18 protein-coding genes are annotated in these 21,712 nt (G+C 47.4%); 5 read left to right on the forward strand and 13 right to left on the reverse strand.

Annotated features, from left to right (window positions below):
• Positions 1 to 18 precede the first annotated feature (18 nt).
• The 3 genes from AC0KUT_RS13120 to AC0KUT_RS13130 all read right to left on the reverse strand — a co-directional run bounded on the left by AC0KUT_RS13120 (position 19) and on the right by AC0KUT_RS13130 (position 4,582).
• The gene (locus tag AC0KUT_RS13120) at positions 19 to 1,047 is read right to left on the reverse strand and encodes an HlyD family secretion protein (RefSeq protein WP_488830547.1); all 1,029 of its coding nucleotides are present in this window, start codon (positions 1,045 to 1,047) and stop codon (positions 19 to 21) included.
• Entirely contained in the window at positions 1,044 to 1,580 is a 537-nt protein-coding gene (locus AC0KUT_RS13125; protein ID WP_488830549.1) for a MarR family winged helix-turn-helix transcriptional regulator, read from the reverse strand. Before AC0KUT_RS13125 ends, AC0KUT_RS13120 begins: the two co-directional genes overlap by 4 nt.
• 350 nt (positions 1,581 to 1,930) lie before the next feature.
• Positions 1,931 to 4,582 (reverse strand): glycosyl hydrolase family 8, encoded by a 2,652-nt coding sequence (locus AC0KUT_RS13130; RefSeq protein WP_488830550.1) that lies wholly within the window; start codon positions 4,580 to 4,582, stop codon positions 1,931 to 1,933.
• Positions 4,583 to 5,480: 898 nt separating this feature from the next.
• Between AC0KUT_RS13130 and katG the strand changes: the two genes are divergently transcribed.
• Together katG and AC0KUT_RS13140 are read left to right on the forward strand one after the other, a co-directional pair.
• Entirely contained in the window at positions 5,481 to 7,679 is a 2,199-nt protein-coding gene (gene katG, locus AC0KUT_RS13135; protein ID WP_488830552.1) for a catalase/peroxidase HPI, read from the forward strand.
• Between the two features lie 566 nt (positions 7,680 to 8,245).
• A complete protein-coding gene (locus tag AC0KUT_RS13140) occupies positions 8,246 to 9,583 on the forward strand; it encodes a DEAD/DEAH box helicase (RefSeq protein ID WP_488830553.1) in 1,338 nt (445 codons plus the stop codon).
• A gap of 80 nt (positions 9,584 to 9,663) precedes the next feature.
• Here AC0KUT_RS13140 and AC0KUT_RS13145 read toward each other — a convergent pair whose 3' ends face one another.
• Positions 9,664 to 10,725 carry an AraC family transcriptional regulator gene (locus AC0KUT_RS13145; protein WP_488830555.1) on the reverse strand — a complete coding sequence of 354 codons (1,062 nt, stop codon included), beginning with the start codon at positions 10,723 to 10,725 and terminating at the stop codon, positions 9,664 to 9,666.
• Between the two features lie 166 nt (positions 10,726 to 10,891).
• Between AC0KUT_RS13145 and AC0KUT_RS13150 the strand changes: the two genes are divergently transcribed.
• Positions 10,892 to 12,433 (forward strand): amidohydrolase family protein, encoded by a 1,542-nt coding sequence (locus tag AC0KUT_RS13150; RefSeq protein WP_488830557.1) that lies wholly within the window; start codon positions 10,892 to 10,894, stop codon positions 12,431 to 12,433.
• Between the two features lie 33 nt (positions 12,434 to 12,466).
• Here AC0KUT_RS13150 and AC0KUT_RS13155 read toward each other — a convergent pair whose 3' ends face one another.
• From AC0KUT_RS13155 to AC0KUT_RS13175, 5 genes are all read right to left on the reverse strand, one after another.
• Positions 12,467 to 13,609, reverse strand: a complete 1,143-nt coding sequence (locus AC0KUT_RS13155) for an acyltransferase family protein (protein ID WP_488830559.1) — start codon at positions 13,607 to 13,609, stop codon at positions 12,467 to 12,469.
• A gap of 7 nt (positions 13,610 to 13,616) precedes the next feature.
• Positions 13,617 to 14,294 (reverse strand): hypothetical protein, encoded by a 678-nt coding sequence (locus AC0KUT_RS13160; RefSeq protein WP_488830561.1) that lies wholly within the window; start codon positions 14,292 to 14,294, stop codon positions 13,617 to 13,619.
• On the reverse strand, positions 14,291 to 15,175 hold the full coding sequence (locus AC0KUT_RS13165; RefSeq protein WP_488830562.1) for an ABC transporter ATP-binding protein: 885 nt from the start codon (positions 15,173 to 15,175) through the stop codon (positions 14,291 to 14,293). The genes AC0KUT_RS13160 and AC0KUT_RS13165 overlap by 4 nt, the downstream gene beginning before the upstream one ends.
• Positions 15,176 to 15,185: 10 nt before the next feature.
• On the reverse strand, positions 15,186 to 15,572 hold the full coding sequence (locus AC0KUT_RS13170) for a GntR family transcriptional regulator (RefSeq protein WP_488830564.1): 387 nt from the start codon (positions 15,570 to 15,572) through the stop codon (positions 15,186 to 15,188).
• Between the two features lie 291 nt (positions 15,573 to 15,863).
• Positions 15,864 to 16,199 carry a DUF6172 family protein gene (locus tag AC0KUT_RS13175; protein WP_488830565.1) on the reverse strand — a complete coding sequence of 112 codons (336 nt, stop codon included), beginning with the start codon at positions 16,197 to 16,199 and terminating at the stop codon, positions 15,864 to 15,866.
• A gap of 312 nt (positions 16,200 to 16,511) precedes the next feature.
• Between AC0KUT_RS13175 and AC0KUT_RS13180 the strand changes: the two genes are divergently transcribed.
• On the forward strand, positions 16,512 to 16,841 hold the full coding sequence (locus AC0KUT_RS13180) for a type 1 pili tip component (RefSeq protein WP_488830567.1): 330 nt from the start codon (positions 16,512 to 16,514) through the stop codon (positions 16,839 to 16,841).
• Here AC0KUT_RS13180 and AC0KUT_RS13185 read toward each other — a convergent pair.
• The gene (locus AC0KUT_RS13185; RefSeq protein WP_488830568.1) at positions 16,834 to 17,274 is read right to left on the reverse strand and encodes a hypothetical protein; all 441 of its coding nucleotides are present in this window, start codon (positions 17,272 to 17,274) and stop codon (positions 16,834 to 16,836) included. The genes AC0KUT_RS13180 and AC0KUT_RS13185 overlap by 8 nt on opposite strands.
• A 240-nt stretch (positions 17,275 to 17,514) precedes the next feature.
• Between AC0KUT_RS13185 and miaB the strand changes: the two genes are divergently transcribed.
• Entirely contained in the window at positions 17,515 to 18,831 is a 1,317-nt protein-coding gene (miaB, locus tag AC0KUT_RS13190) for a tRNA (N6-isopentenyl adenosine(37)-C2)-methylthiotransferase MiaB (protein WP_488835747.1), read from the forward strand.
• A 78-nt stretch (positions 18,832 to 18,909) separates the two neighbouring features.
• Here the strand turns inward: miaB and AC0KUT_RS13195 are convergent, their stop codons facing one another.
• The 3 genes from AC0KUT_RS13195 to AC0KUT_RS13205 all read right to left on the reverse strand — a co-directional run bounded on the left by AC0KUT_RS13195 (position 18,910) and on the right by AC0KUT_RS13205 (position 21,707).
• Complete coding sequence (locus AC0KUT_RS13195) at positions 18,910 to 19,116, reverse strand: hypothetical protein (protein ID WP_488830569.1); 207 nt, start codon at positions 19,114 to 19,116, stop codon at positions 18,910 to 18,912.
• A gap of 180 nt (positions 19,117 to 19,296) precedes the next feature.
• Complete coding sequence (locus AC0KUT_RS13200; RefSeq protein ID WP_488830571.1) at positions 19,297 to 21,240, reverse strand: response regulator; 1,944 nt, start codon at positions 21,238 to 21,240, stop codon at positions 19,297 to 19,299.
• Positions 21,241 to 21,260: 20 nt separating this feature from the next.
• Entirely contained in the window at positions 21,261 to 21,707 is a 447-nt protein-coding gene (locus tag AC0KUT_RS13205) for a response regulator (RefSeq protein WP_488830572.1), read from the reverse strand.
• Positions 21,708 to 21,712 lie beyond the last annotated feature (5 nt).

Consider the following 21,712-nt stretch of genomic DNA (forward strand, 5'->3'; position numbering starts at 1 on the left):
ATAGAAAGCGCCAGCTTGTTAGATTGAAAATCCAAAAAGGCTGCGCTTATGATGAGTTTCAATCGCTATCTCTGTACTTAGGCCAGCTTGCAAAGCAGGTGCATGGGCATTGGGTTTGATACTAATGCGCACGGGCACACGCTGAGCGATCTTGACCCAGTTACCGGTTGCATTTTGGGCGGGTATCACCGAGAACTGCGCGCCGGTAGCAGGGCTAATACTTTGCACTTCTCCTTCCCACACCTCATCGGGATAGGTATCCACTTTTACCCTCACCTTTTGGCCTGTGCGCACATGGGTTAAATCTGTCTCTATAAAGTTGGCTTCTATCCAAAGGTTGTCACTTGCTACCAGCGCCATGGCCGAAGCGCCCTGCCCTAAGAACTCACCTACCTCAGGCGGTTTGGTGACAACGCCCTCTTTAGCGGCGGTGATCTGGGTATAACCAAGGTTTAACTGCGCCTGCTCCAACTCAGCTTGGGCGGCGCGATAGCTAGGGTGTTGCTCAATAGGAGAGTTGAGATCGCCCCCGAGCGATTCGGCAATGCGCGTTAAATCCCGCTCTAAGGTAATGACTTGTTGCTCAGACACACGCAGATTGTGGCTCACCTCATCGAAGGCTTGCTTAGCCACTAATTTACGCGCGGCCAAATTCGCTTGGCGCGCTTGCTCGTTACTGGCGTAGTCGCGGTTGGCTTGAGCCAATTGCAATTCAGATTGCTTCTCGCTGTAGCTCGCATGTAGCACGGCGAGATTGGTGCGTACTTCATCTAATTTGGCTTGAGCCTTGTTAATCGCCACATTAAAAGGCTTGGGGTCGAGGGTGAATAACAATTGGCCCGCTTTGACCTGTTCATTCTCTGCCACTAAACGAGAGACAACAGTACCTGCCACCTGCGGGCGAATGCTGATCATGTCGGCTTTTACATAGGCGTTTTCAGTTCCCACTTCGTGGCCGCCGAGCAAATAAATCAATAAGCCCGCAATCAGCGCAGCCAAAGGCACGGCGATTAAGAGTAATTGACGAAGGGATTTGTTGTTGCTCATGGTTTTTCTACCTCTTGATCGACTGCGGGTGTTATTTCTGACGGTGTGGAAAGTAGTGCCGCCGGGCACTTAGCGAGATTATTCAGGTTCTCCCGCACACGATTTAACCCCTTAAAGAGTGCGCTGACCTCCTCCGCTGTTAGCCCATCCAACATGGCCGCTTGAAACTCGCGCGCGCCTTGATTAATGAGGGCGATAGTCGGCCCAGCAGCAGCGGTTAAGTAAAGTTTGAAAGCACGTCTGTCATTTGGGTCTGGGCGGCGCTGAATGAATCCCGCTTGTGCGAGTTGATCCAATAGGCGCCCCACACTGATGGGTTGAATCTCCAAATAATCGGCCAACTCCACCTGACGCATTCCCTCCCAGCGACACACACACAACAGGGCGCGCGCTTGCGCTAGGGTTATGCCGTGCCGCTCCAAATAACAGGCGGCCAAACGGCGCGTAAGACGGGAGTTATCCGCTAAGAGGAAACCTAGGTTTTCGGCTTCAGGGATAAGACTGCTGGCATTGGGTACATTGGGGAAAGTCATGAGGGATCCTTATTGATAGCTAGGCATATAGTATACATAGCTTACTAATTATCAAAAGATCGTTTGGGGCGAGCTATGGCACCAAAATCGTGATTTGGTTATATAAATAAATATGTAAGTAAAAAATGCGCCTGCGCTGCAAAACTGCTTCGAGCAGTACCGATAGGCCTAAACACTATTGAGTCACACAAGGAAGGAAACGCTCAAAAAAAAGCGGTGCCAGAAGTCTGGCACCGCAAAGCTACATCAAGAGAGACAACATTAAAAAACACAGATCAAAAAAACACAGATCAAAAAAAATAGTACAAAAAAAGCATTCGCCAATTTCTAGCCATTGGCCCTGTTTTGACTTAGTTACATTTAGGCCCCGTTACCACGGCAGTTGGCGCAGCGCCATTAGGGATTCCCTTGCTACCTTGAATGCCTATCTCCACGGTTTGGCCAGGGTTAATGGTGTTTAACCAAGCCAAAGGTGTGGCTGCATAGGGGTTGGAGCCGGTCACATTGGCATTCCAGCTATTAGTCATAACTGAGCCATCGCTATAACGCCAGTTTACCGACCAACCCGAAATAGGTGCCGTGCTGGTATTGGTGACGCGAATGGCGGCGGTGTAGCCTTGGCTCCATTGATCCACAATAACGTGCTGACAATTCAACCCCGCACCTGCGGCAACCGATGAAGCCGCCGCGCTGCTCGCGGGCTTACTTGACGCCGCTTGGCTAGCAGGCACCGAACTTGTAGCTGCAGCGCTAAAATCCATCCAATTGAGATTGAACAAGTAGCCGCTGCCACCGGTGAAATTCAAACGCAGGGTTTGCGCGCCAGCCGCCAGATTTACATTGATGCTTGCTGTGACCCAGCTTTGCCAACCACCGGTGCCATTTACCGCAACACTGCCTACTTGGGCATTTTTCGCCACAACATTGATAGCCCCACCTGCTGTACCCGAGGCAACGCGCAGCTGCATTTTGTAAGTACCCGCTGCTGGCACATTGATTTGGTATTCAACATAGTCGCCACTGTTGATGTAGCCAATATTCAAACCACCACCGGTATCACTCGTGGCTTCAGTTTGAATACCAGACTGTGCCGCGTAGTTCTCTGCCTCTAGGCGCCCTATCAAAGCAACATTGGCAGAGCTGCTTACTGCAACAGGTGAACTTGCTGCCGCAGAACTAATAGGAGCAGAGCTCGGGGCAACAGAACTAGCAGGCTTGGAGCTAGGCGCTACGGAACTTGCTGGTACAGAGCTTGGTACCGGCTTAGATGAAGCCGCCGAACTAGATAACGCCGCCGAGCTAGATGAAGCCGCCGAGCTAGGCGCCGTGCCGCAACCGTTATTGGGGCAATAGATACGATAGTTACCGCTTACCGCCAACAGGCCCAACATGTAAAGCGAGCCATCGTAATAGCGGTATTGGCCTGTAGGTACAGGGGTATTCCAAAACGCATTTACAAAGTCCCACGCATCCGCACTGTTAGAGGCCAAAGAGCCCACTGCATTCATGGCCACCAAACCCGGCGAGTGGTCAGTATTACCGCTGTAAACTTGGCCATTTAATTCATAGAGACTTGCATAGGAATCAACACCCTTGCTCTTAAGAAATGAATGAAGATTTTTAGCGTAGGTAACCTGCCAAGCATCGGCTTTCCACCACGCATAATCATTCGCCGCATTACTTATGGTACGCCAAGCGTCATAGGCAAATATTTTGTGGTTTGGCGAAGTGCTACTGACGATGCTGCCATCAAAATTGGCGTAATCAGGATTCAGACCGGTGGTACTGTTTACTGTAGATTTTAAAAACGCACGGCTAGCGATAGCGCGCTGCGCCCAAAAATCATTGTTGCGATCTGCCCAACGCGCCCACAGTTCATAGAAGCCAGGCAAGTGGTACGAAGGGTCGGTGTGTTGCGTGCCGTAGGGTGAAAACAATATGTGCCCAGTTGCCGGATCAAATAAACTAAAACTCACCAACTGACTATTTACGTAATGGGTTTGGCCATTGCTGATCATGTTGTCGAGCAATTTATTGGCCTCTGCACGGTAATTGTAAATACCCGTTCCATCACCCCAGCGGTTCGACGCAAAAAATAACGCCATGGCAAAATACTCTTCGCCATCAGGTGCGGGGTTTGAATCTATATTTCCACCCGCTGTGGTTTTTTGCCAACCAAAATAGCCTTTCATTTCACCGGTTTTGTTGAGCGAGTATTTATTCGCCCAGGCCCACAACTTATCGAAGTCATCTTTGCGGTCCATTTGCACCGCCATCATCATGCCGTAAGACATTCCCTCACTGCGCACATCGTTATTACCCGTATCCCAAATGTACGCCATTCCCGGGTCATTGGGCGCATCGATAAAGATAGCCTCGCCTGAATTCTTATCTTTGCTGGTGCTGTGAAAGAGTTGATTGTAAGCAGCGTTCACCTTGGCGGTCACTGCCGCTTGCGAATAACCCGCCTCAACAAACATATTGCGGTAAACACCGGTTTCAAACGCACCCTTAAGAGGTAGCACTGGCGCCGGTAAAGGTGCTGGCAGCTGGCCTACATAGTAGAGCTCATACCAATCTAACAAAGTATCATTGGAGCCAGAATCGGTTTCCAATAAAAATTTTATTTTGGGCGATGTACTTACTGCGCCCACATTAAACTCAACCGATTTTGTCGCGGCAGCGGTACCACTAAACGACGCAGCTCCTACTTTTTTTCCATCGACATAGATTGAGATACCCGCCGCAGACGTTGCACTGCTTGCGCCACGTAAATCAATCCGAAAAACACCAGGGGCATTATTTAACTTAACCGTACTGTGCTCTACCCCATCACCATTGCCATAAGCAGCAACACCATTAAAAGGGCTCGCAATAATGCCGGTATAACCCGGCAACAAACTACCCGCTTCAGATTCAACATGCTCAAGCAATTGAGCGGCTAAAGAGGGAACACTTAAAACACTGACAAAAAACGCTGTTGTTAGACTTTTTATTTTCATTATTAGCTCCGAATAACCATAGATATCAAACCATCGACAAAATTGTGTTGGGTTCAATAAGGTTTGTGAGATATATATTTTTTTGATACTACATTGCGCCGTAACCTGTAATAAAAAATCAGCAAACATTCACTCTCCGGATTAAGTGACTATTCGCCGAGGCTAGATTTCTTTATTACACAACGCTGTGAAAAATCAGCACGCCAATAAGGCTTGCGTCCATTCACTATTATTATTTAAGGGTCACGCAAGTTTTGGCCGAAAACTTAAAGTCATAATGACAATTTCACTATAGCAAGAGCGGTTAAATGCGCCAAACATACAAAACGCAATTTATTGAAGTTACTTAACAAAATCGTCGGTTATTTTCTATTTATGGTCAAAATGACCATAAATAATTTTATATTTAAAAGCATGTTCACAGGAGCTTAAAGCCATAGGGCACCGATGCCAGTCACTTGCTATCCCAGTTGCGCACCTGAATAGCGAATCCCCCGCTTTAACGCCCTCCTGCCTATGAAGCGGTTTAACTAAACACCTCGACTAGCTAAATACCTTGATATGTTACCTGTGGCACGATCTTGGGATATTCAGCCTTAGCGCTGCCTATTACCAAAGCGCTCGCCTCTGCTATCGGTAGATTTTTTTGGTATTAAACAATCAACTGTAACACTGAGTATTTATGACAAAGATTAAAACCGCCTTGCATCAACGCCAAACCCAACAAATAGCCTTAGGCAATCAGGCAGTTATTAAATATAAATTTTAGTTATTGGTCGATTTTAGACTAAGGTGAACTTGTTTAGAGGATTCGCGAAACAACCCTTGGCAGTTTGCGGCTTTGTTTCCCATTCCGACCAACCTTTACATTTACATCAACGTAAACCAGGAGAGAACAATGGACAACACACAATCTGGCGGTAAATGCCCAGTGATGCATGGCGGCAATACCGCTTCAAGCAAGTCCAACACAGCTTGGTGGCCCAATGCCCTGAATCTCGACATTCTCCATCAACAGGATCGCAAAACTAACCCACTTGGCGAGGACTTTAACTACACCGACGCGTTCAAAAAACTGGATTTGCCTGCCGTTAAAACGGATCTTAAAGCCTTGATGACGAGCAGCCAAGACTGGTGGCCAGCCGACTGGGGGCACTATGGCGGCCTATTTATTCGCATGGCTTGGCACTCCGCCGGTAGCTACCGCATTGCCGATGGGCGCGGCGGTGCAGGCACAGGCAACCAGCGCTTTGCCCCGCTCAACAGCTGGCCAGATAACGGCAACCTGGATAAAGCCCGCCGCCTCTTGTGGCCCATTAAAAAGAAATATGGCAACAAGCTGTCGTGGGCAGATTTAATGATCCTCGCGGGCAATATGGCCTATGAGTCCATGGGTTTCAAAACCTTTGGCTTTGCCGGTGGGCGCGCTGACATTTGGCACCCCGAAAAAGACGTTTACTGGGGTTCAGAAAAAGAATGGCTGGCCAAAAGCGGCGGCGAAGGTACTCGCTACTCTTCATCAGCTCAGGGGGGCGAGCGCGACCTTGAGAACCCGCTGGCGGCAGTAATGATGGGTTTGATCTATGTAAACCCGGAAGGTGTGGATGGCAACCCAGACCCGCAAAAGACTGCCAACGATATTCGCATCACCTTTGCGCGCATGGCGATGAATGATGAAGAAACCGTGGCCTTAACTGCCGGCGGTCATACCGTGGGTAAAGCACACGGCAATGGCGACGCTGCGAATTTGGGCCCAGAGCCAGAAGCGGCTGATGTTGAAGAGCAGGGCTTGGGGTGGAACAACCACAAAACTCGCGGCATAGGTCGCGATACCGTCACCAGCGGTATTGAAGGCGCCTGGACCACTAACCCAACCCAGTGGGATAACGGCTACTTCGACATGCTGCTTAATCACGAGTGGGAGCTAACCAAAAGCCCAGCGGGTGCATGGCAGTGGAAACCCGTAGACATCAAAGAGGAAGATAAGCCGGTGGACGTAGAAGATTCCTCTATTCGCTGTATGCCTTTGATGACTGACGCCGATATGGCGATGAAGGTAGACCCCGAGTACCGCAAAATTTCCGAGCGTTTTCACAAAGACCAAGCCTACTTTTCTGACGTGTTTGCGCGCGCTTGGTTTAAATTGACTCACCGCGACCTAGGCCCCAAAGCACGTTACCTGGGCGCTGATGTGCCCGCAGAGGAATTAATTTGGCAAGACCCTGTGCCGACCGTGAATTACACCTTAAGCGAGACAGAAATTGCCGAGCTAAAAGCAAAAATTTTGGCCAGCGGTTTGAGTGTGGCGGAATTGGTTGCCACAGCTTGGGACAGTGCGCGCACCTTTCGCGGCTCCGATTTCCGTGGCGGTGCCAACGGCGCGCGCATACGTTTAGCGCCCCAAAAAGATTGGGAAGCTAATGAACCTGCGCGCTTGCAAAAAGTGCTTGAGGTTCTCGCAGGAGTCCAGTCCGATCTGAGCAAAGCCGTCAGCATGGCCGATTTGATTGTATTGGGTGGCACAGCAGCCGTTGAAAAGGCAGCGCAAGCGGCGGGCGTGACCATCACCGTACCGTTTGTGGCTGGTCGCGGCGACGCCACTGATGCGCAAACTGATGCAGAATCATTTGCAGCGCTGGAGCCCATTCATGACGGCTTCCGCAACTGGGCGCAAAAAGATTATGCCGTTCAACCCGAAGAATTGCTGTTGGATCGCACCCAGCTTATGGGTTTGACGGCGCCAGAAATGACTGTATTAGTGGGCGGTATGCGCGTCCTAGGCACCAATCATGGCGGTACGGCCCATGGTGTGTTTACCGATAAGGTTGGCGTGCTCAGCAATGACTTTTTCGTCAACCTCACTGACATGAGCTTCCAGTGGAAACCGACCGGTAAAAACAGCTACAACATTGTAGAGCGCGCTACAGGCACTGTGAAATGGACCGCAACACGGGTGGATTTGGTGTTTGGCTCCAACTCGATTTTGCGCTCTTACGCTGAAGTCTATGCGCAAGACGATAACCGCGAGAAGTTTGTAAAAGACTTTGTAAAAGCCTGGGTAAAAGTGATGAATGCGGATAGGTTTGATGTGAACTAGTTAGCGCGCAACAACCCAAACGGGGCGGTGAAAGCATTCATCGCCCCTTTTCTTGTACTTAGAAATAACAATCCAAACTGATTTTCTTACTTCTTAAGCCAATTACCGCAAGATAATCCATATACAAAAAATACTTTTACTTGCGATAAAATATTATAGTCAAAGTGACAATAATATTCATATAAGTCACTTTTGCGATGCAAAACACGTAAAAAAATGAGTGACTCACGTGGAAGAGGCTTTTTCTACTTGCTATAGTGAAATTGTCAAATTGACTTTAAGTGTTTACATCCTGTTAAGCCCCTAAAGTCTTTTGTGTGTCGTTAGGTCTCCCTCGTCAGGAACCTTAATTTTTGCGGTGTCAGTTTCTGACACCGCTTTTTTTTGCCCAAAAGAACACTGAGCAATTCAAATGCTTACCACCTCGCCAAGTAATTCCGTTAAACCCCTTATAACGCTGCCACATTCTATTTAAATGACTGTTTTTTGCACAAACTAAATCCCCCTAAATAGCGCCAATCCTCTATACTGCGCGCCCTTATTTTTACCAAGTCATCGATACTCCTATGAATTTTGCTTCGCTCGGCCTTGCCCCTGAATTACTGCGCGCTATTAAAACTATTGGCTACACCCAAATGACGCCAGTACAAGAGCAATCCATCCCCGCTGCACGACGCGGAGGCGACCTATTGGTAACTGCGCAAACTGGTACCGGTAAAACCTGTGCTTACACCTTGCCGGTACTGCAACAACTGCTGGATAACCCTAAAGCAGCCCAACCGGGTCAAACCCGCGTGCTGGTGATGGCGCCCACGCGCGAGTTGGCGCAGCAGGTGGCCGAAAACATTACCGACCTCGCGCAATACACATCACTTAAAATTACCAGCTGCTACGGCGGCGGCAAGGTCAGTAGTCAGGCTAATAAGCTCAAAGCCGGTACCGATATATTGGTAGCCACCCCCGGCCGTTTAAAAGAACACGTAGAAATGGGCCACATCGATTTAGCGCGCACCGAGTTTGTCATACTCGATGAAGCCGACCGCATGCTCGACATGGGTTTTGTCGTGGACATTCACGCATTGCTCACCAGCATCACGCGCAAGCACCAAACGCTCTTCTTCTCCGCCACCAGCTCACCCTTGGTAAACAACCTCGCCAAGCAAGCGATGAACCGCCCTACTCTTATTGCTATATCAAAGCGAAATGCCGTGGCCGATACCATCGACCATGTAGTTTACCCAGTGGAAGAAGAACACAAATACAAACTCTTTGTAGAACTACTGCGCAGCCAAAGCTGGTATCAAGTTATGGCCTTTACCAGCACCCGCGAAGAAGCGGACAAGCTGATTAAAGCGCTGAAAGATGACAAGGTAGAAGCGGCGGTATGCCACAGCGAAAAAACTCAAGGCGCACGCAAACGTGCGCTGCAAGAATTTAAAGATGGCAAGCTGCAAGTGTTAGTGGCCACCGAAGTTGCCGCGCGCGGTTTGGATATTCAAGGGCTAGATGTCGTCATCAACCTCAACCTGCCCTTCTTTACCGAAGACTACGTACACCGTGTAGGCCGCACCGGTCGCGCCGGTAAAAAAGGCCTGGCAATCTCCTTGGTAGGCCCGCAAGAAGCGCTTAAGCTCGCCATGATTGAAGAGTTAATTGGCAGTAAAATTAAACGTGTACGCGTCAAAGGCTATGAAGTAAACGACTTCCCCACCAAGATAGTCACCCCAAAAATGCGCGCCGATGCACGCATACCTACACCGAAAAAAGCGACCATCAAAAAAGGCGTCACCAAAAGCCGCAGCTCTGCCGCCAAAGCGGGCAAACCGCCCACCAAAGCAGGCAAAGCCGCCATTAGCGCCCGCGTAGGCCGCCCGCCGCGCCCGCCGAAGCCCAAACCAGAATAGCGCTTGGGTTTTGCCCATAAAAAAGCCGCCAGAGATTCATCTCTGGCGGCTTTTTTGCGTTCTGGTGATAGTGATAGTGACTAGGCCTGTTGCTTCTCGGATTGCTTGCGATATTCGCTCGGCGTCAGTCCAGTCACTCGCATAAACTCTTTATTAAAATTAGATTTTGTACTAAACCCGGCTTCAAGTAGCAATCGAGTGATCGGCATTTCCGCTTCCTGACGCAACAATGCTTGCGCCGCACTTACTCGGCAATCATTAAGGTATTGCGAAAAACTGCCACCATATACACGATTAATCGCCTGTGAAATTTGGCGCGCTGGTAATACCAACAACTTACCCGCTTGCTCCAAAGTTACACCACCCTCCCGCTTATACAGCTCGCGCTCAGCAACCATAGCTTCCCAGCGCTCAAATACTGCCTTCGCTTCCACATCACTCACGGGCTTTGCTTTGGTTGTCCGTAAATCCTGCAGGGCATGCATCCACTCGATTAAAGGAGCGCGCACTATCATCAGTACCATTGTTAGCGCATTAAACACCAAAAAGACCGCAGCCCCACCCCACAAAACCCATGACCGACGCGGCGATATTCCCCGACTAAGGTCTACTAACACCAGCAACTCAATCAACAAATTGATTGCCATTAAGCTCGCCAGAATAAGCAGCCAGCGATAGGCAGGAGCAGCGAACTGCGCCAAATGCGCTAAACGCTTCTCGCCCCCCACTAACAGACGGATAATGACAGCGAGATAAATCGCAAAGCTACCGATAATTAAGTAGTCGATCATCCACAACACAGGGGCCTGCAGCAGCCAGCTACCAAATACTAAAATTGCAGGTAACAAATGCAGCCACCAACGCTTGCTGATACCGCGCAACTCCCCCACCAAGCTGGAATAATAGAAATAAATAGCAGGCCCCAGAGTCAACGCGATAATTGCGCGTGAAACAGCTGCGAACTCCCATGAAAAGGCCAAAATTAAAACAGCCAAAAGATTCTGCACAGCATAAAGGCCGTAGTTAATACCGAGTAAACGCGCAGGTAACGCCTGTAACTTTTGAGATACAAGAAACCCTACCGCAAGTAATAAACAAATCACCCCCGACGACAAATAAAGGTGAATAAAGCTTTGCTCCATAACCAATGTCTCTATATCCGCTAAAAAGAGTTTTATAACTCGGTATTTGCATTAATTTTTTAGGATTTTACCTGCTTTAAGGTCCTCAATCGCGCTTGAGGTCGCTGCCATGGGATCAAATGGCGAAAATCTGCGCCCCACAGATACTATATAAGGAGCCACAGCCATGACAAACCCTGCACATTATGACCACCTGACAGCTCGCTTAAAAAAGAGCACATCCGCGCTTTATCGCTTAGCACTCGTCCTCATCTTAGGTGTATTACTACCCGTACAAACCTATGCCAGTAGTAATGACAGCCTGTTAATTCGCAATGTCATCATTGTCAGTGCCGACGCCACACTCAGTAAAAAACCTCTCAACGTGATGATTAAAAATGGGCGGATACAGGCCATAAGCACTGCCCAATATAGCGCCGATAAGGTAATTGATGGCCAAGGGCAATATTTAATACCAGGCCTTATCGACACCCATGTACACCTTAGTGGCGTGCCAGGCTTTACCGGTAACGAAGATACAAAGGTTTATCAGCAAGCACTGGCCCAGATTCCAAGGAGCTATCTATATGCTGGCTTTACCACGCTACTGGATCTCGCCAACACCAAACAATTTATCACCCAGTGGAATCAACAGCCACTTGCACCCCAAGCGTACTTCTGTGCCCCTGCCCCTATTCCTCAGGGCTATCCCATCGCTACCTTGCCTGAAGAAATTCAATTGAAGGTGGATGCGGCACGTTATTACTTACAAGACGATCACCAAGCACATTCAATATCACAAAATAGCCATGCAGCCCCCCACAAACCGGCACAGCTAGTCGCCGCCATTAAAGAAGATGGAGCACTCTGCGTAAAAATTTACTATGAAAAAGGTTTTGGAAAAAAACGCAATCTCCCTGTTCCCAGCAAGGCCATTATTCGCGAGCTGGTTGCAGCTGCACATCAAAAGAAACTGCCCGTGTTTTTACATGGCAACTCACAGGAGTCCTACGAATTCGCACTGGCAACCGATGTCGACATGCTGGTCCACGGCCTATGGCATGCGAATGCCAACACCACCCCCGCGGACTTAACCCAAATCGCTAAGCGATTAGCTTCCGCCAATATCGCCGTACAGCCTACGGTTCAAGTCCTTTACGGCGAACAAGAATTATTTAACCCCGACTTTTTTCAAGAACCCTATATAAAACAGGTGATGCCCGCGTCACTCATCGAGTGGTACCAATCAGAGGCGGGGCAATGGATGAAACAAGAGATAGGTGAGTATTTTGGCAAGGACTCAACACTTACGGATCAACAAAAATACCAGCAAGTCAAAGCCGTTTATCAGCCCATGTTGAAAAATATTCAAATAGTTAGCAGCCAACTCGCCCAACAGAAACCCCTACTTATATTTGGTAGTGACACGCCCAGTGGCCCTATATATACACAGTTTCCAGGATTAAATGGCCGCCAAGAAATGCAACGCTGGGTCGATATGGGAATTAGCTTACCCGAGCTTTTTCAAGCGATGACCATAGGCAATGCCAAAAAGATAGGATTGGATAGAAATATTGGCAGCGTGGCAACGAATAAAGCTGCCGATTTATTATTGCTCAGTAAAAATCCATTAACCGATATTACAGCCTACGACTCAATTAACTGGGTCATTCTCAAGGGGAAACCAATAGCGCGAACAACGCTATCGGCTTTGCATACTACACAATAATCTACACACAACACTGTGTAGTAGCCGTTCATATTAAGCCCTGCGCCGCCCGTTGAGCATCCAGCCAATGGGCGTCCAACGCACGAGCAGGACGTAGGTTACTAGGCAGACAAGCAAGGTCACGCCCACAGAAAGCGAATACTTATAAAGCAGGCCGCCAGGTTGATCTAATAACCAATATTGAATAGCAAACAGTAGCGGTAAATGCGCGATGTATATCCAATAGGACGCGTCAGCAAAAAAGCGCATAACGTCATTGCGAACATCTAGTACTTGCTTGGCAAACGCCAAACCGGCCACCGACATAAAAACCGATATGTACGCTAGGCAGATCATCAAGCCTAAGCGCTTAGGCCAAGCTGGAGATTGAGAGTCAAAATTCACCTGTTCTGGCAGCAACATTTGAAAAGGTACAAATAAAATTAAGCTGGCCACCACCAGAATCGGCCATTTGTTTTGGAATTTTTCGATCAGCCCATAGCCATTAAACAGCAAATAACCATAAGCAAAAAACAATCCGAAATAACCGAATGCCCAGAGCTGGGGAATAAAACTATCCGGCGGCGGATAGGGGATCGTTACCAAGGATAACCCTGGCAGCAATAGCAAAGGCAGCAACACAAGTGCAACCATTGGGTTTAAGGCCAGCAGTGTTGTTTTAACAACTGTTGGCACCAGCAAGCGAAAGACCCAAATAAGCACATAAAAAAACATTAAATAATACAGAAACCATAAATGCATTGTGGTCGGCGGTGGCTTCGGTGCATTGGGCATGTCTTTCATCTGGTCGATCATCTGCAACAGCGGCGAAAGATTTTGTATATTTTCAAGCACCCAACCAATAGGCAATATAACGCCCAGCATGACCAGCGGCACAAACACCACAAGGGGTAACAAAATCCTTAGGCTGCGATTTTTCAGCATGGCGCCAACACCGCGACGCTCCACCAACAATGCCGCAAAAAAACCGGCGATGACAAAGAACAACGGCATGCGAAAGGTGTGTGAAAAATTGATGACATAATCTACCCAAGGTGAGTTGATTTTATCTGCGCTCAACCACAGCGGCTGCAACATAGGGCTATAGGCCAGGGCTGCATGAAAGAACACACCGGCAATCATTAAGATCGCACGCAGGTTATCCATGTAATAAAGACGAAAATTTGAAGTATTCACAATCACCTCAAATAAACGTCAAGCGACGCGCTTGATGGGTTAGAACAAGCCCAATAGAAATGATGCTTACTACCATTTGTGCCAGCAGTATTTGGCTGGCTATAGCCGGCCACACCATGGTTTCCTCTTTAAAGTGCGAATAAAAATCAGGGTTGCTCGTCATTAACATAATCACGGGGTTCAGTAAGAGATTTACCAGCACCATAGTGAATATGGACCAGCCCTCTGACTCAGTCATCATGGTCACACTCAATACAATGCAATAGTTCGCCACTACCAGCGTGCCAACCAGCACCAAAAAAGGCAACATACCGTTAGGAATGGGGCCGAACAGCGCAATAAAAATGAGCCCCATCATCATCACTAACCAGGGCACAATGAAGATAGTAAAATTGGCGAAAAACTTAGCCAAGGCATACTCTATAGGGCGTATGGGTAAACTCATAATAAAAGGCAGAGTCTGCTCTTTTTTCTCATTAATGATCGTTACACTAACCGCATGAAAACCTGACGCTATCGTCACCGTCAGCATTATGACTGCACCCATATAAAATGTATAAGCATGGGGCATACCAAAAATTGCCAAGCCCAATATGCCGCCAGCTACATAGCCTGCAATTACCTTCTGATGAATTTGCCAATCTTTTAGAGTAAGGCGTTTAACCATGTTGAAGTCAATAGTCATTGAGCGGCTCCTTTTTTTACGGTGGCGATAAAAATTTCTTCTAAACTCATGCGCATAACCTCAACAACCTCTAAACCCTGTGCACGCAAAATATCCAAATTATCATCGCGATAATTATCAACTTGCAGGTTCATTAAAGAACCGCTTTTTTTAACCCGCGCTAGGTCAGGCAAACAAATATCACTGGCCGCAAGCGCCCCCTGGCAGCGAATAGAGCGCCAGTTATTTAAAAAGTCATCAATATTCTGGGATGCGAGCAGTTGCCCATCATGCAAAAACGTGATGGAATCCGAGAGCTGTTCAATATCGTGGGTGTTATGCGAAGAAAAGAGCACGCTACGTTTATCGTCGCGCAATACATCGGCCAATTCGTCAATTACTTCACTGCGGGCAACGGGATCAAGCCCTGTTGTGGGTTCATCTAAAATAAGTAATTTTGGCCTGCGTGCCAAGAGCAATAATAAACTCGCCTTTACGCGCTGCCCGTGAGAAAAACCTTTAATATTTTGATTCGCTTTTAAATCAAATTTCTTTAACAGGTGCGTTGCATAACTTGCATCCCAGCGCGGAAAGACTGACTGAATAAAACCCATATGCCAATCCATATCCTTATTTTTATAGAGGCGCATATCTTCAGAGGCAAAACCTATCTCAGCCTTTGCTTGAACTTGCTGCTCAGGCAGGCGATAGCCTAAAACATCAACCTCACCCGCATCAGCTTGAATTAAGCCCATGAGAATGCGCAAGGTGGTGGACTTACCCGCACCATTCACGCCCACCAGCCCCATAATTTCGCCTTCGGGTAACTGCAAATTAATATCTTTGAGCTGGAAGTGCTCATAGTGTTTGTTCACGCCCGCCAGTCGTATCACGTTTTCCATTTCACCTACCTCAAGATTGCTCACGCTGATTAATATGTTTTCGCACTCGCTCTAGTAACTCTGCATGGCTTAAACCCACGTGCTTCGCTGTATCGAGTAGGGTTTCAATATTTTTATCTAATTCAAGCTGACGCAGGTCTTTTAATATTTCTTGCGCCTTCGCAACAAAAGAGCCGCGCCCCGCTTGCGTCACTATAAGTCCTTCTAGCTCTAGCTCGGCATAGGCGCGCTTAATGGTAATAACGCTCACCTTTGTATCTGCCGCTAATTCTCGAATCGAAGGCAAAGGGTGTCCACTCGGCCAATCACCTGCCAAAATTTTTAATTTGATTTGTTCAATAATTTGTAAATACATAGGCCGGCTATCGGCCTGAGAAAGAAACAGTCCTTCCGTCACGGAGCAACCCTCTGTGCATATCGTTATGCACAGTATATACAGATATACACAGTCGTCAAGAAGTGCGATCAGCGTATATAAACGATCACCGCACATCAGCTGGACTTCTTTTGGATAAAAATCATGACCGGTTATGGATAGAAACCATGAAATGAAAAATGAGCAGTCATCATCTAACATAAAAAGCAGGCAATAAAAAACCGCCGAGACATAGTCATCGGCGGTTTTTTATTTGGCACTTATACAAGCCTAATATGAATTCATTAGGCCTCTAAGCACAGATGCCCTAGCTTATTCGCCCAAGTCATCCTCTTCGTCAAATTCACCTGCATCTTCTGCTGCATCGCGCGCCTTACGTATTGCGGCAGCAGCGATAATTTCAACATAAAAGCTTTCTACACCAGTCGCCACCAACGCATCAATATGTTTGGTCATATCCGCTAGGCGCAACTCTTCTGCAACCTCTGCCGTGGCACCGAACTTGCAATCAAATCTCCAGTAATCAGAACCTGTAGGCAGCTGCTTGTTGCGCTCACGCTTGGCGTATTTACGCAATTCGTGCTTGATAGCCTCCAACACGCGGTCGTTATTTTTACCTTCGATGTGAAGCTGGAACGTCTTTTTCATGGAATACCTGTAACTCAAAAGGGAAACACTTGTTCAAATTTTGATGCGAACGGGTGCTGTAATAAAGGGGAGGCATAGTAACACGACAGAAGGCCGAGTAACACGGCAGAACCGCTCGTTAGGCCACGACAGCTGGCTGCCACACACAGCGCTATAAAGCCATGGAGGAAGCACGCAGAAAAAAGACGACAAGCCTACATAATGATGATTTTTACCTTAAAAAGACTGCTCAGGCCAACACACCTGAGCTATAACTAAACAGACGGGCACAGTGAAAATGCCTTGTTTTAAATGCTTAAGAGGAATTAACTCATGAAAGTTAGCAATCTGTTTCGACTTTGGGATCAAACGGCCAGCGGCGAGCTGACAAAGAACAGCTATAGCGTGCATCTACCCGTTGAGGATGCAGCCAAGCTGGCGGCATTGGTGGAAATGTACCCCAAACGAACCACTGAACAGCTTATCACCGACTTGCTTTCCGCCGCGTTGAACGATTTAGAAAGTGGCATGCCCTATGTTGAGGGCGACAAAATCATTAGCCGCGACGAAGAAGGCGACCCGCTCTATGAAGACATGGGACCTACACCACAGTTTATCGCCCTGAGCCACAAACACCTGAGTCACCTGAAAAAACTTAATTGACGGTTTTTTTAGACCCAATAGGCACCGCGATCACCCTATAGATTGCCCACAAGCCCAAGGCCATAACTACAGCTGTGCTGAACATATCAGCCCAGCTGTGGTAGCCCAGATAAAACATCAATTCGCCATAGGTCAACAAACTCGTCAGCAGGCAGACCCACGCCAACCGTTTCCCAAGAGAACGCCCTGCAAAGACAACGAGCGCAAGGGCAGCAGCAGTATGGGTGGAATAATCGAGCCCCAGGCTCGCCCAGCCATACCACAGCTTATCAGCCCCCATAAGCCCGTAAACCAACATGGCCGACAAGAGTAACTGCACCAAGCGCGTGCAGGCCAAGCGCCATGGCGTTACGGAACAGAGCGCAAGAGATAATAAAAGCAGCAGCGGCGTGTAGGCATCAGCAATCTGGCTGAGCAATTGGGCACTTAACATTTCAGAAATCACCCTACATAAAATGAAGGGTGATTCTAACGGCTTAAGCGCCTATAATGCCCGCCTCTTTTTTGACCGTTTTTTACTCAGGTAAGCTCCATGTCCGTCAATCAATACATTCCCGGTGAAGCACTTATTAGCGACGCACCACTCGCTGCAGCACAAACAGCCGCTGCGCCGCTCAGCACCCACACTGACAAGCCCATTAAAAAGCTCTATATCAAGACGCACGGCTGCCAGATGAATGAGTACGATTCCTCGCGCATGAAGGACCTTTTGGGCGAATCGCACAACATGGTGGCTACCGAGCACCCTGAAGATGCCGACGTTATCCTCATTAATACCTGCTCTATTCGCGAAAAAGCGCAAGAGCGCCTCTTTCACGAGCTAGGGCGCTGGAAAAAACTCAAAAAAGCCAAGCCTGAATTAGTGATAGGTGTAGGTGGCTGTGTGGCAAGCCAAGAAGGTGAAGCCATTTCTAAGCGCGCGCCCTATGTAGATTTAATCTTTGGCCCCCAAACCCTGCATCGCCTGCCAGAAATGATGGATGCACCACGCAAAGAGGGTACGGCAGTCATTGACATCAGCTTCCCTGAAATCGAAAAATTTGACCGTTTACCGCAACCCGATGCAGACGGCGTAAGCGCCTTCGTTTCTATTATGGAAGGCTGCTCCAAGTACTGTACCTTTTGCGTAGTGCCCTACACCCGCGGCGAAGAAGTGAGCCGCCCAGTAGCCGATGTGATGGCGGAAATTGTTCACCTCGCACAACAAGGTGTGCGCGAAGTGAATTTGCTCGGCCAAAATGTTAACGCCTATCAGGGTGAAAGCACGACCGGCACACCTGTGGATTTAGCGGAGTTAATTACCTATGTCGCCGCTATCGATGGCATTGATCGCATTCGCTTCACCACTTCACATCCAGTGGAATTTCGCGATTCATTAATTGATGTTTACAACGAAGTGCCCGAGCTGGTCAGCCACTTGCACCTGCCAGTGCAAAGCGGGTCAGACCGTATTTTGATGGCCATGAAGCGCGGCCACACGGCACTGGAATACAAATCCAAACTGCGTCGCATCAAAAAGAATCGCCCCAACATCAGCTTTTCTTCGGACTTTATTATCGGCTTCCCTGGTGAAACTGACACCGACTTTGAAGCGACCATGAAGCTGATTCAAGATATGGATTTTGATACATCCTTTAGCTTCATCTACAGCGCCCGCCCCGGCACCCCCGCAGCGGATTTCCCCGATGACACACCTGATGAAGTTAAGAAACATCGCTTAGCGATTTTACAAGACCGCTTAATTCAGCAAGCGCTGGCCATCAGCCGCCGCATGGTGGGTAATACTGAACGCATTTTGGTGACTGGCTACTCGCGCAAAGACCCGGGCCAGTTATCGGGCCGCACCGAGAATAACCGTGTGGTTAACTTCCGCTGTAACGATGCCGACCTCATAGGTAAGTTTGCCGATATCCTCATCGAAGAGGCGCTCACTAACTCGCTGCGCGGCATCCTTATCAGCTCCGAGCTAGATATCGATTGGATCAAATAGCAAAACACTAAATAAAAAAACCTGTGCTGGTCTACCCAACACAGGTTTTTTATTTAGTAAAACTGTAGCGCCTACGCACTAACAGTCCTTATTAGATGCCTTTTCACAGGCATCCTCAATGCCATCTTTGACCTCATCAGCCGCGTCATCCAATGTATCGCGGGTATTATCAAGCGCATTATCAACTTCACCCCCCAATTTTTCTGCTGGTCCATCATTCGAATCACAAGCAGCTAGGGGGATAGCTAACAAGGCAACTATAAATATACGTTGTAATAAATTCATAAAAACTCCTAATTTTGTGTGTAGGTAATTTCTATATTGCGGAATCTATGCCAACTTTTTTAAACCCTTTATTCACAGTAAGTTAAGTAAGCTTTCAGTTATTGATTTAAAGATATAGACCTAAAAATTTGAATAATTTACAAACGAATGAGTGAAATATACAAATTCAAAAGAAAATCGTTACGCCAACTGCCCTTCCAATACCATTTCAAGCTGCGCCATAGAAATGGGTTTTAATAAACTCGCGGCAATACCAGATTCTTCAGCACGCTGTGTATCCACAGCCTCACCACTAACAACAATGATACGGACATCGGGATAGCGCTCACGAATAAGTGCAGCGCATGTATAGCCATTCATATCAGGTAAGTTTAAATCGATTAAAACTACCTGTGGACATTGCAAATCTAATTGCTGCAATGCAGCAGCAGCATATTGAACACCAATCACATCCCAACCTATCAGCGTCAACAACCCCTTCATTGCAGCAAGTGCATCTGCATCATCTTCAATGACTAAAATGGATTTAGAGAGTGTCTCTCTTGAGGCGGATGCTATAGATTTAACTGGCAAAAAACGCGCTAAACATTTATACAATCTGGCTTGATCCAAAGGCTTACCCAAATAAGCAGTAAAACCAGAAGCAAAACACTGATCCATATCGCCCTTCATGTGCGCAGCGGTTAAAGCAATCAAAGGATGTGTAAACCCCTCTGCACGCAGCTGTTGTGCCGCCTGATGACCATCCATAACTGGCATATGGATATCTAACAAAATCAAATCAAACGTTCTACCTGCCCAGCGCTCCATCTCCACAATACGCACAGCTTCTGCTCCATCGCGAGCATACACAACCTCCACTCCCGTCAGCTGCACAAAATGGCCAATTAGCATACGAATATCACGTAAATCATCTGCTACAAGTACACGTCCAGAAAAAAGTGGGATCTCAACCTGACTATTTTGAATTGCAGTAGCATCCAATTTTAAGGAGGCAGTAGCAATACCCTCGGTGTCGCCTATATCGAGAGTAAAACTAAACTCACTTCCCTTTCCAACTTCACTGCTAACGTTAATAGTACCGCCCAAACGCTCAATTAATTGCTTACTTATTGTTAAACCTAAACCCGTCCCTGCGCGTGGATGAACCAAAGAATCTTTAGACTGTACAAAAGGCTCGAATATTACTTGCAGCGTATCAGCACAAATTCCTATGCCCGAATCCCTCACACTAAAACGTAATAATTTTTTATCTGCATCATCGCACCAGTCAATAACAACCAGCACCTCTCCTTCATAAGTAAATTTGATAGCATTGCCGATTAAATTAAGTAAAATTTGCCGCAAGCGCATTGGGTCTGTAACAATAACAATGGGCAAGGGGTGCGGCGCCTCAATACGAAGCTGTAGGTTTTTATCTACCGCCGCAGCTTTCATTAAAAAATAAATATCCGTTAGAAAAACGGAAAGAGAAACTGTTTGCTTTTCTAGCTCTAGCTTGCCAGCCTCGATCTTAGAAAGATCAAGAATATCATTCAGCAAACCCAGTAAATGTTTCCCATTGCGATGAACAATACGTAAATGTGCTGAACTTTCAATATCATCTATTTTATTCAACAATACTTCAGTAAAACCTAGAATTGCAGATAAGGGTGTACGTAGCTCGTGACTCAAATGAGCCAAAAATTCACTTTTTGAGCGATTTTCTGCCTCTGCTTTTAAGCGCTCTACTCTTTCTCGCTCAACTTCACGCCGTGCCAAAGCATAGCGAATCGAGCGCGCAAGCTGCTCCGCACTAAGATTTGACTTAACTAAATAATCCACAGCACCAGCACGTAGAGCTTGACGATCTATCTCTGCTTGATGCATACCCGTCAGCAAAATTACAGGGCCTGAAAAACCGATCTCATGAGCAAAAGTTAATAACTCAATACCATCGCGAGCCCCCAATTTATAATCCATCAAGCAGAGGTCATGTGCATTTTTACGCAGTAATAACTGCCCTTGCTCATAACTAGGAGCCCAATCCAATACGCACGTCTGACTAATCTCCTCCAGCAACTCTTTAACAAGAAAAAAATCATCCTCATCATCATCAATAATGAGTAGCTTAACGTTTTGCATACCGTCTCCTTAGGCGGATTTCAACAAGGCAACTCAACAAACTCCACCCAGTACTTCCCTAGGGTGCGCATGAGTTCAACTAATGCATCAAACGTAACAGGTTTGGTGATGTAGGAGGCGGCGCCCAAGTCATAGCCTTTCATCATATCTCCGTCTGCTTTTGAAGTAGTTAATATAACAACGGGAATACGGCGCAAGCTTAAGTCGGCCTTAATTGCAGCCAAAGCTTCGCGGCCATCCATTTTAGGCATATTTAAATCCAACAGAATCAAACCTGGCATTGGATAAAGTGTACGATCGCTATAACCGTCATCACCACGCAAATAACTTAATAACTCTACGCCATTTTCGACAAAATGAAGCTCATTCAATACGCGGCTTTCATGCATTGCATCTTGCGCCAGCAAACGATCATCTGCATCATCATCTGCCATCAAAATCACTAACGTTTTTCTTGGTGCATTCATATTTA

Source organism: Cellvibrio sp. 25HG11W-0 (assembly GCF_057815475.1).

Coding starts and splice junctions, on each gene's coding strand:
- AC0KUT_RS13120 (WP_488830547.1), bottom strand. CDS start 1,047: ATGAGCAACAACAAATCCCTTCGTCAATTACTCTTAATCGCCGTGCCT.
- AC0KUT_RS13125 (WP_488830549.1), bottom strand. CDS start 1,580: ATGACTTTCCCCAATGTACCCAATGCCAGCAGTCTTATCCCTGAAGCC.
- AC0KUT_RS13130 (WP_488830550.1), bottom strand. CDS start 4,582: ATGAAAATAAAAAGTCTAACAACAGCGTTTTTTGTCAGTGTTTTAAGT.
- katG (WP_488830552.1), top strand. CDS start 5,481: ATGGACAACACACAATCTGGCGGTAAATGCCCAGTGATGCATGGCGGC.
- AC0KUT_RS13140 (WP_488830553.1), top strand. CDS start 8,246: ATGAATTTTGCTTCGCTCGGCCTTGCCCCTGAATTACTGCGCGCTATT.
- AC0KUT_RS13145 (WP_488830555.1), bottom strand. CDS start 10,725: ATGGAGCAAAGCTTTATTCACCTTTATTTGTCGTCGGGGGTGATTTGT.
- AC0KUT_RS13150 (WP_488830557.1), top strand. CDS start 10,892: ATGACAAACCCTGCACATTATGACCACCTGACAGCTCGCTTAAAAAAG.
- AC0KUT_RS13160 (WP_488830561.1), bottom strand. CDS start 14,294: ATGACTATTGACTTCAACATGGTTAAACGCCTTACTCTAAAAGATTGG.
- AC0KUT_RS13165 (WP_488830562.1), bottom strand. CDS start 15,175: ATGGAAAACGTGATACGACTGGCGGGCGTGAACAAACACTATGAGCAC.
- AC0KUT_RS13175 (WP_488830565.1), bottom strand. CDS start 16,199: ATGAAAAAGACGTTCCAGCTTCACATCGAAGGTAAAAATAACGACCGC.
- AC0KUT_RS13180 (WP_488830567.1), top strand. CDS start 16,512: ATGAAAGTTAGCAATCTGTTTCGACTTTGGGATCAAACGGCCAGCGGC.
- AC0KUT_RS13185 (WP_488830568.1), bottom strand. CDS start 17,274: ATGTTAAGTGCCCAATTGCTCAGCCAGATTGCTGATGCCTACACGCCG.
- miaB (WP_488835747.1), top strand. CDS start 17,515: ATGAATGAGTACGATTCCTCGCGCATGAAGGACCTTTTGGGCGAATCG.
- AC0KUT_RS13195 (WP_488830569.1), bottom strand. CDS start 19,116: ATGAATTTATTACAACGTATATTTATAGTTGCCTTGTTAGCTATCCCC.
- AC0KUT_RS13200 (WP_488830571.1), bottom strand. CDS start 21,240: ATGCAAAACGTTAAGCTACTCATTATTGATGATGATGAGGATGATTTT.
- AC0KUT_RS13205 (WP_488830572.1), bottom strand. CDS start 21,707: ATGAATGCACCAAGAAAAACGTTAGTGATTTTGATGGCAGATGATGAT.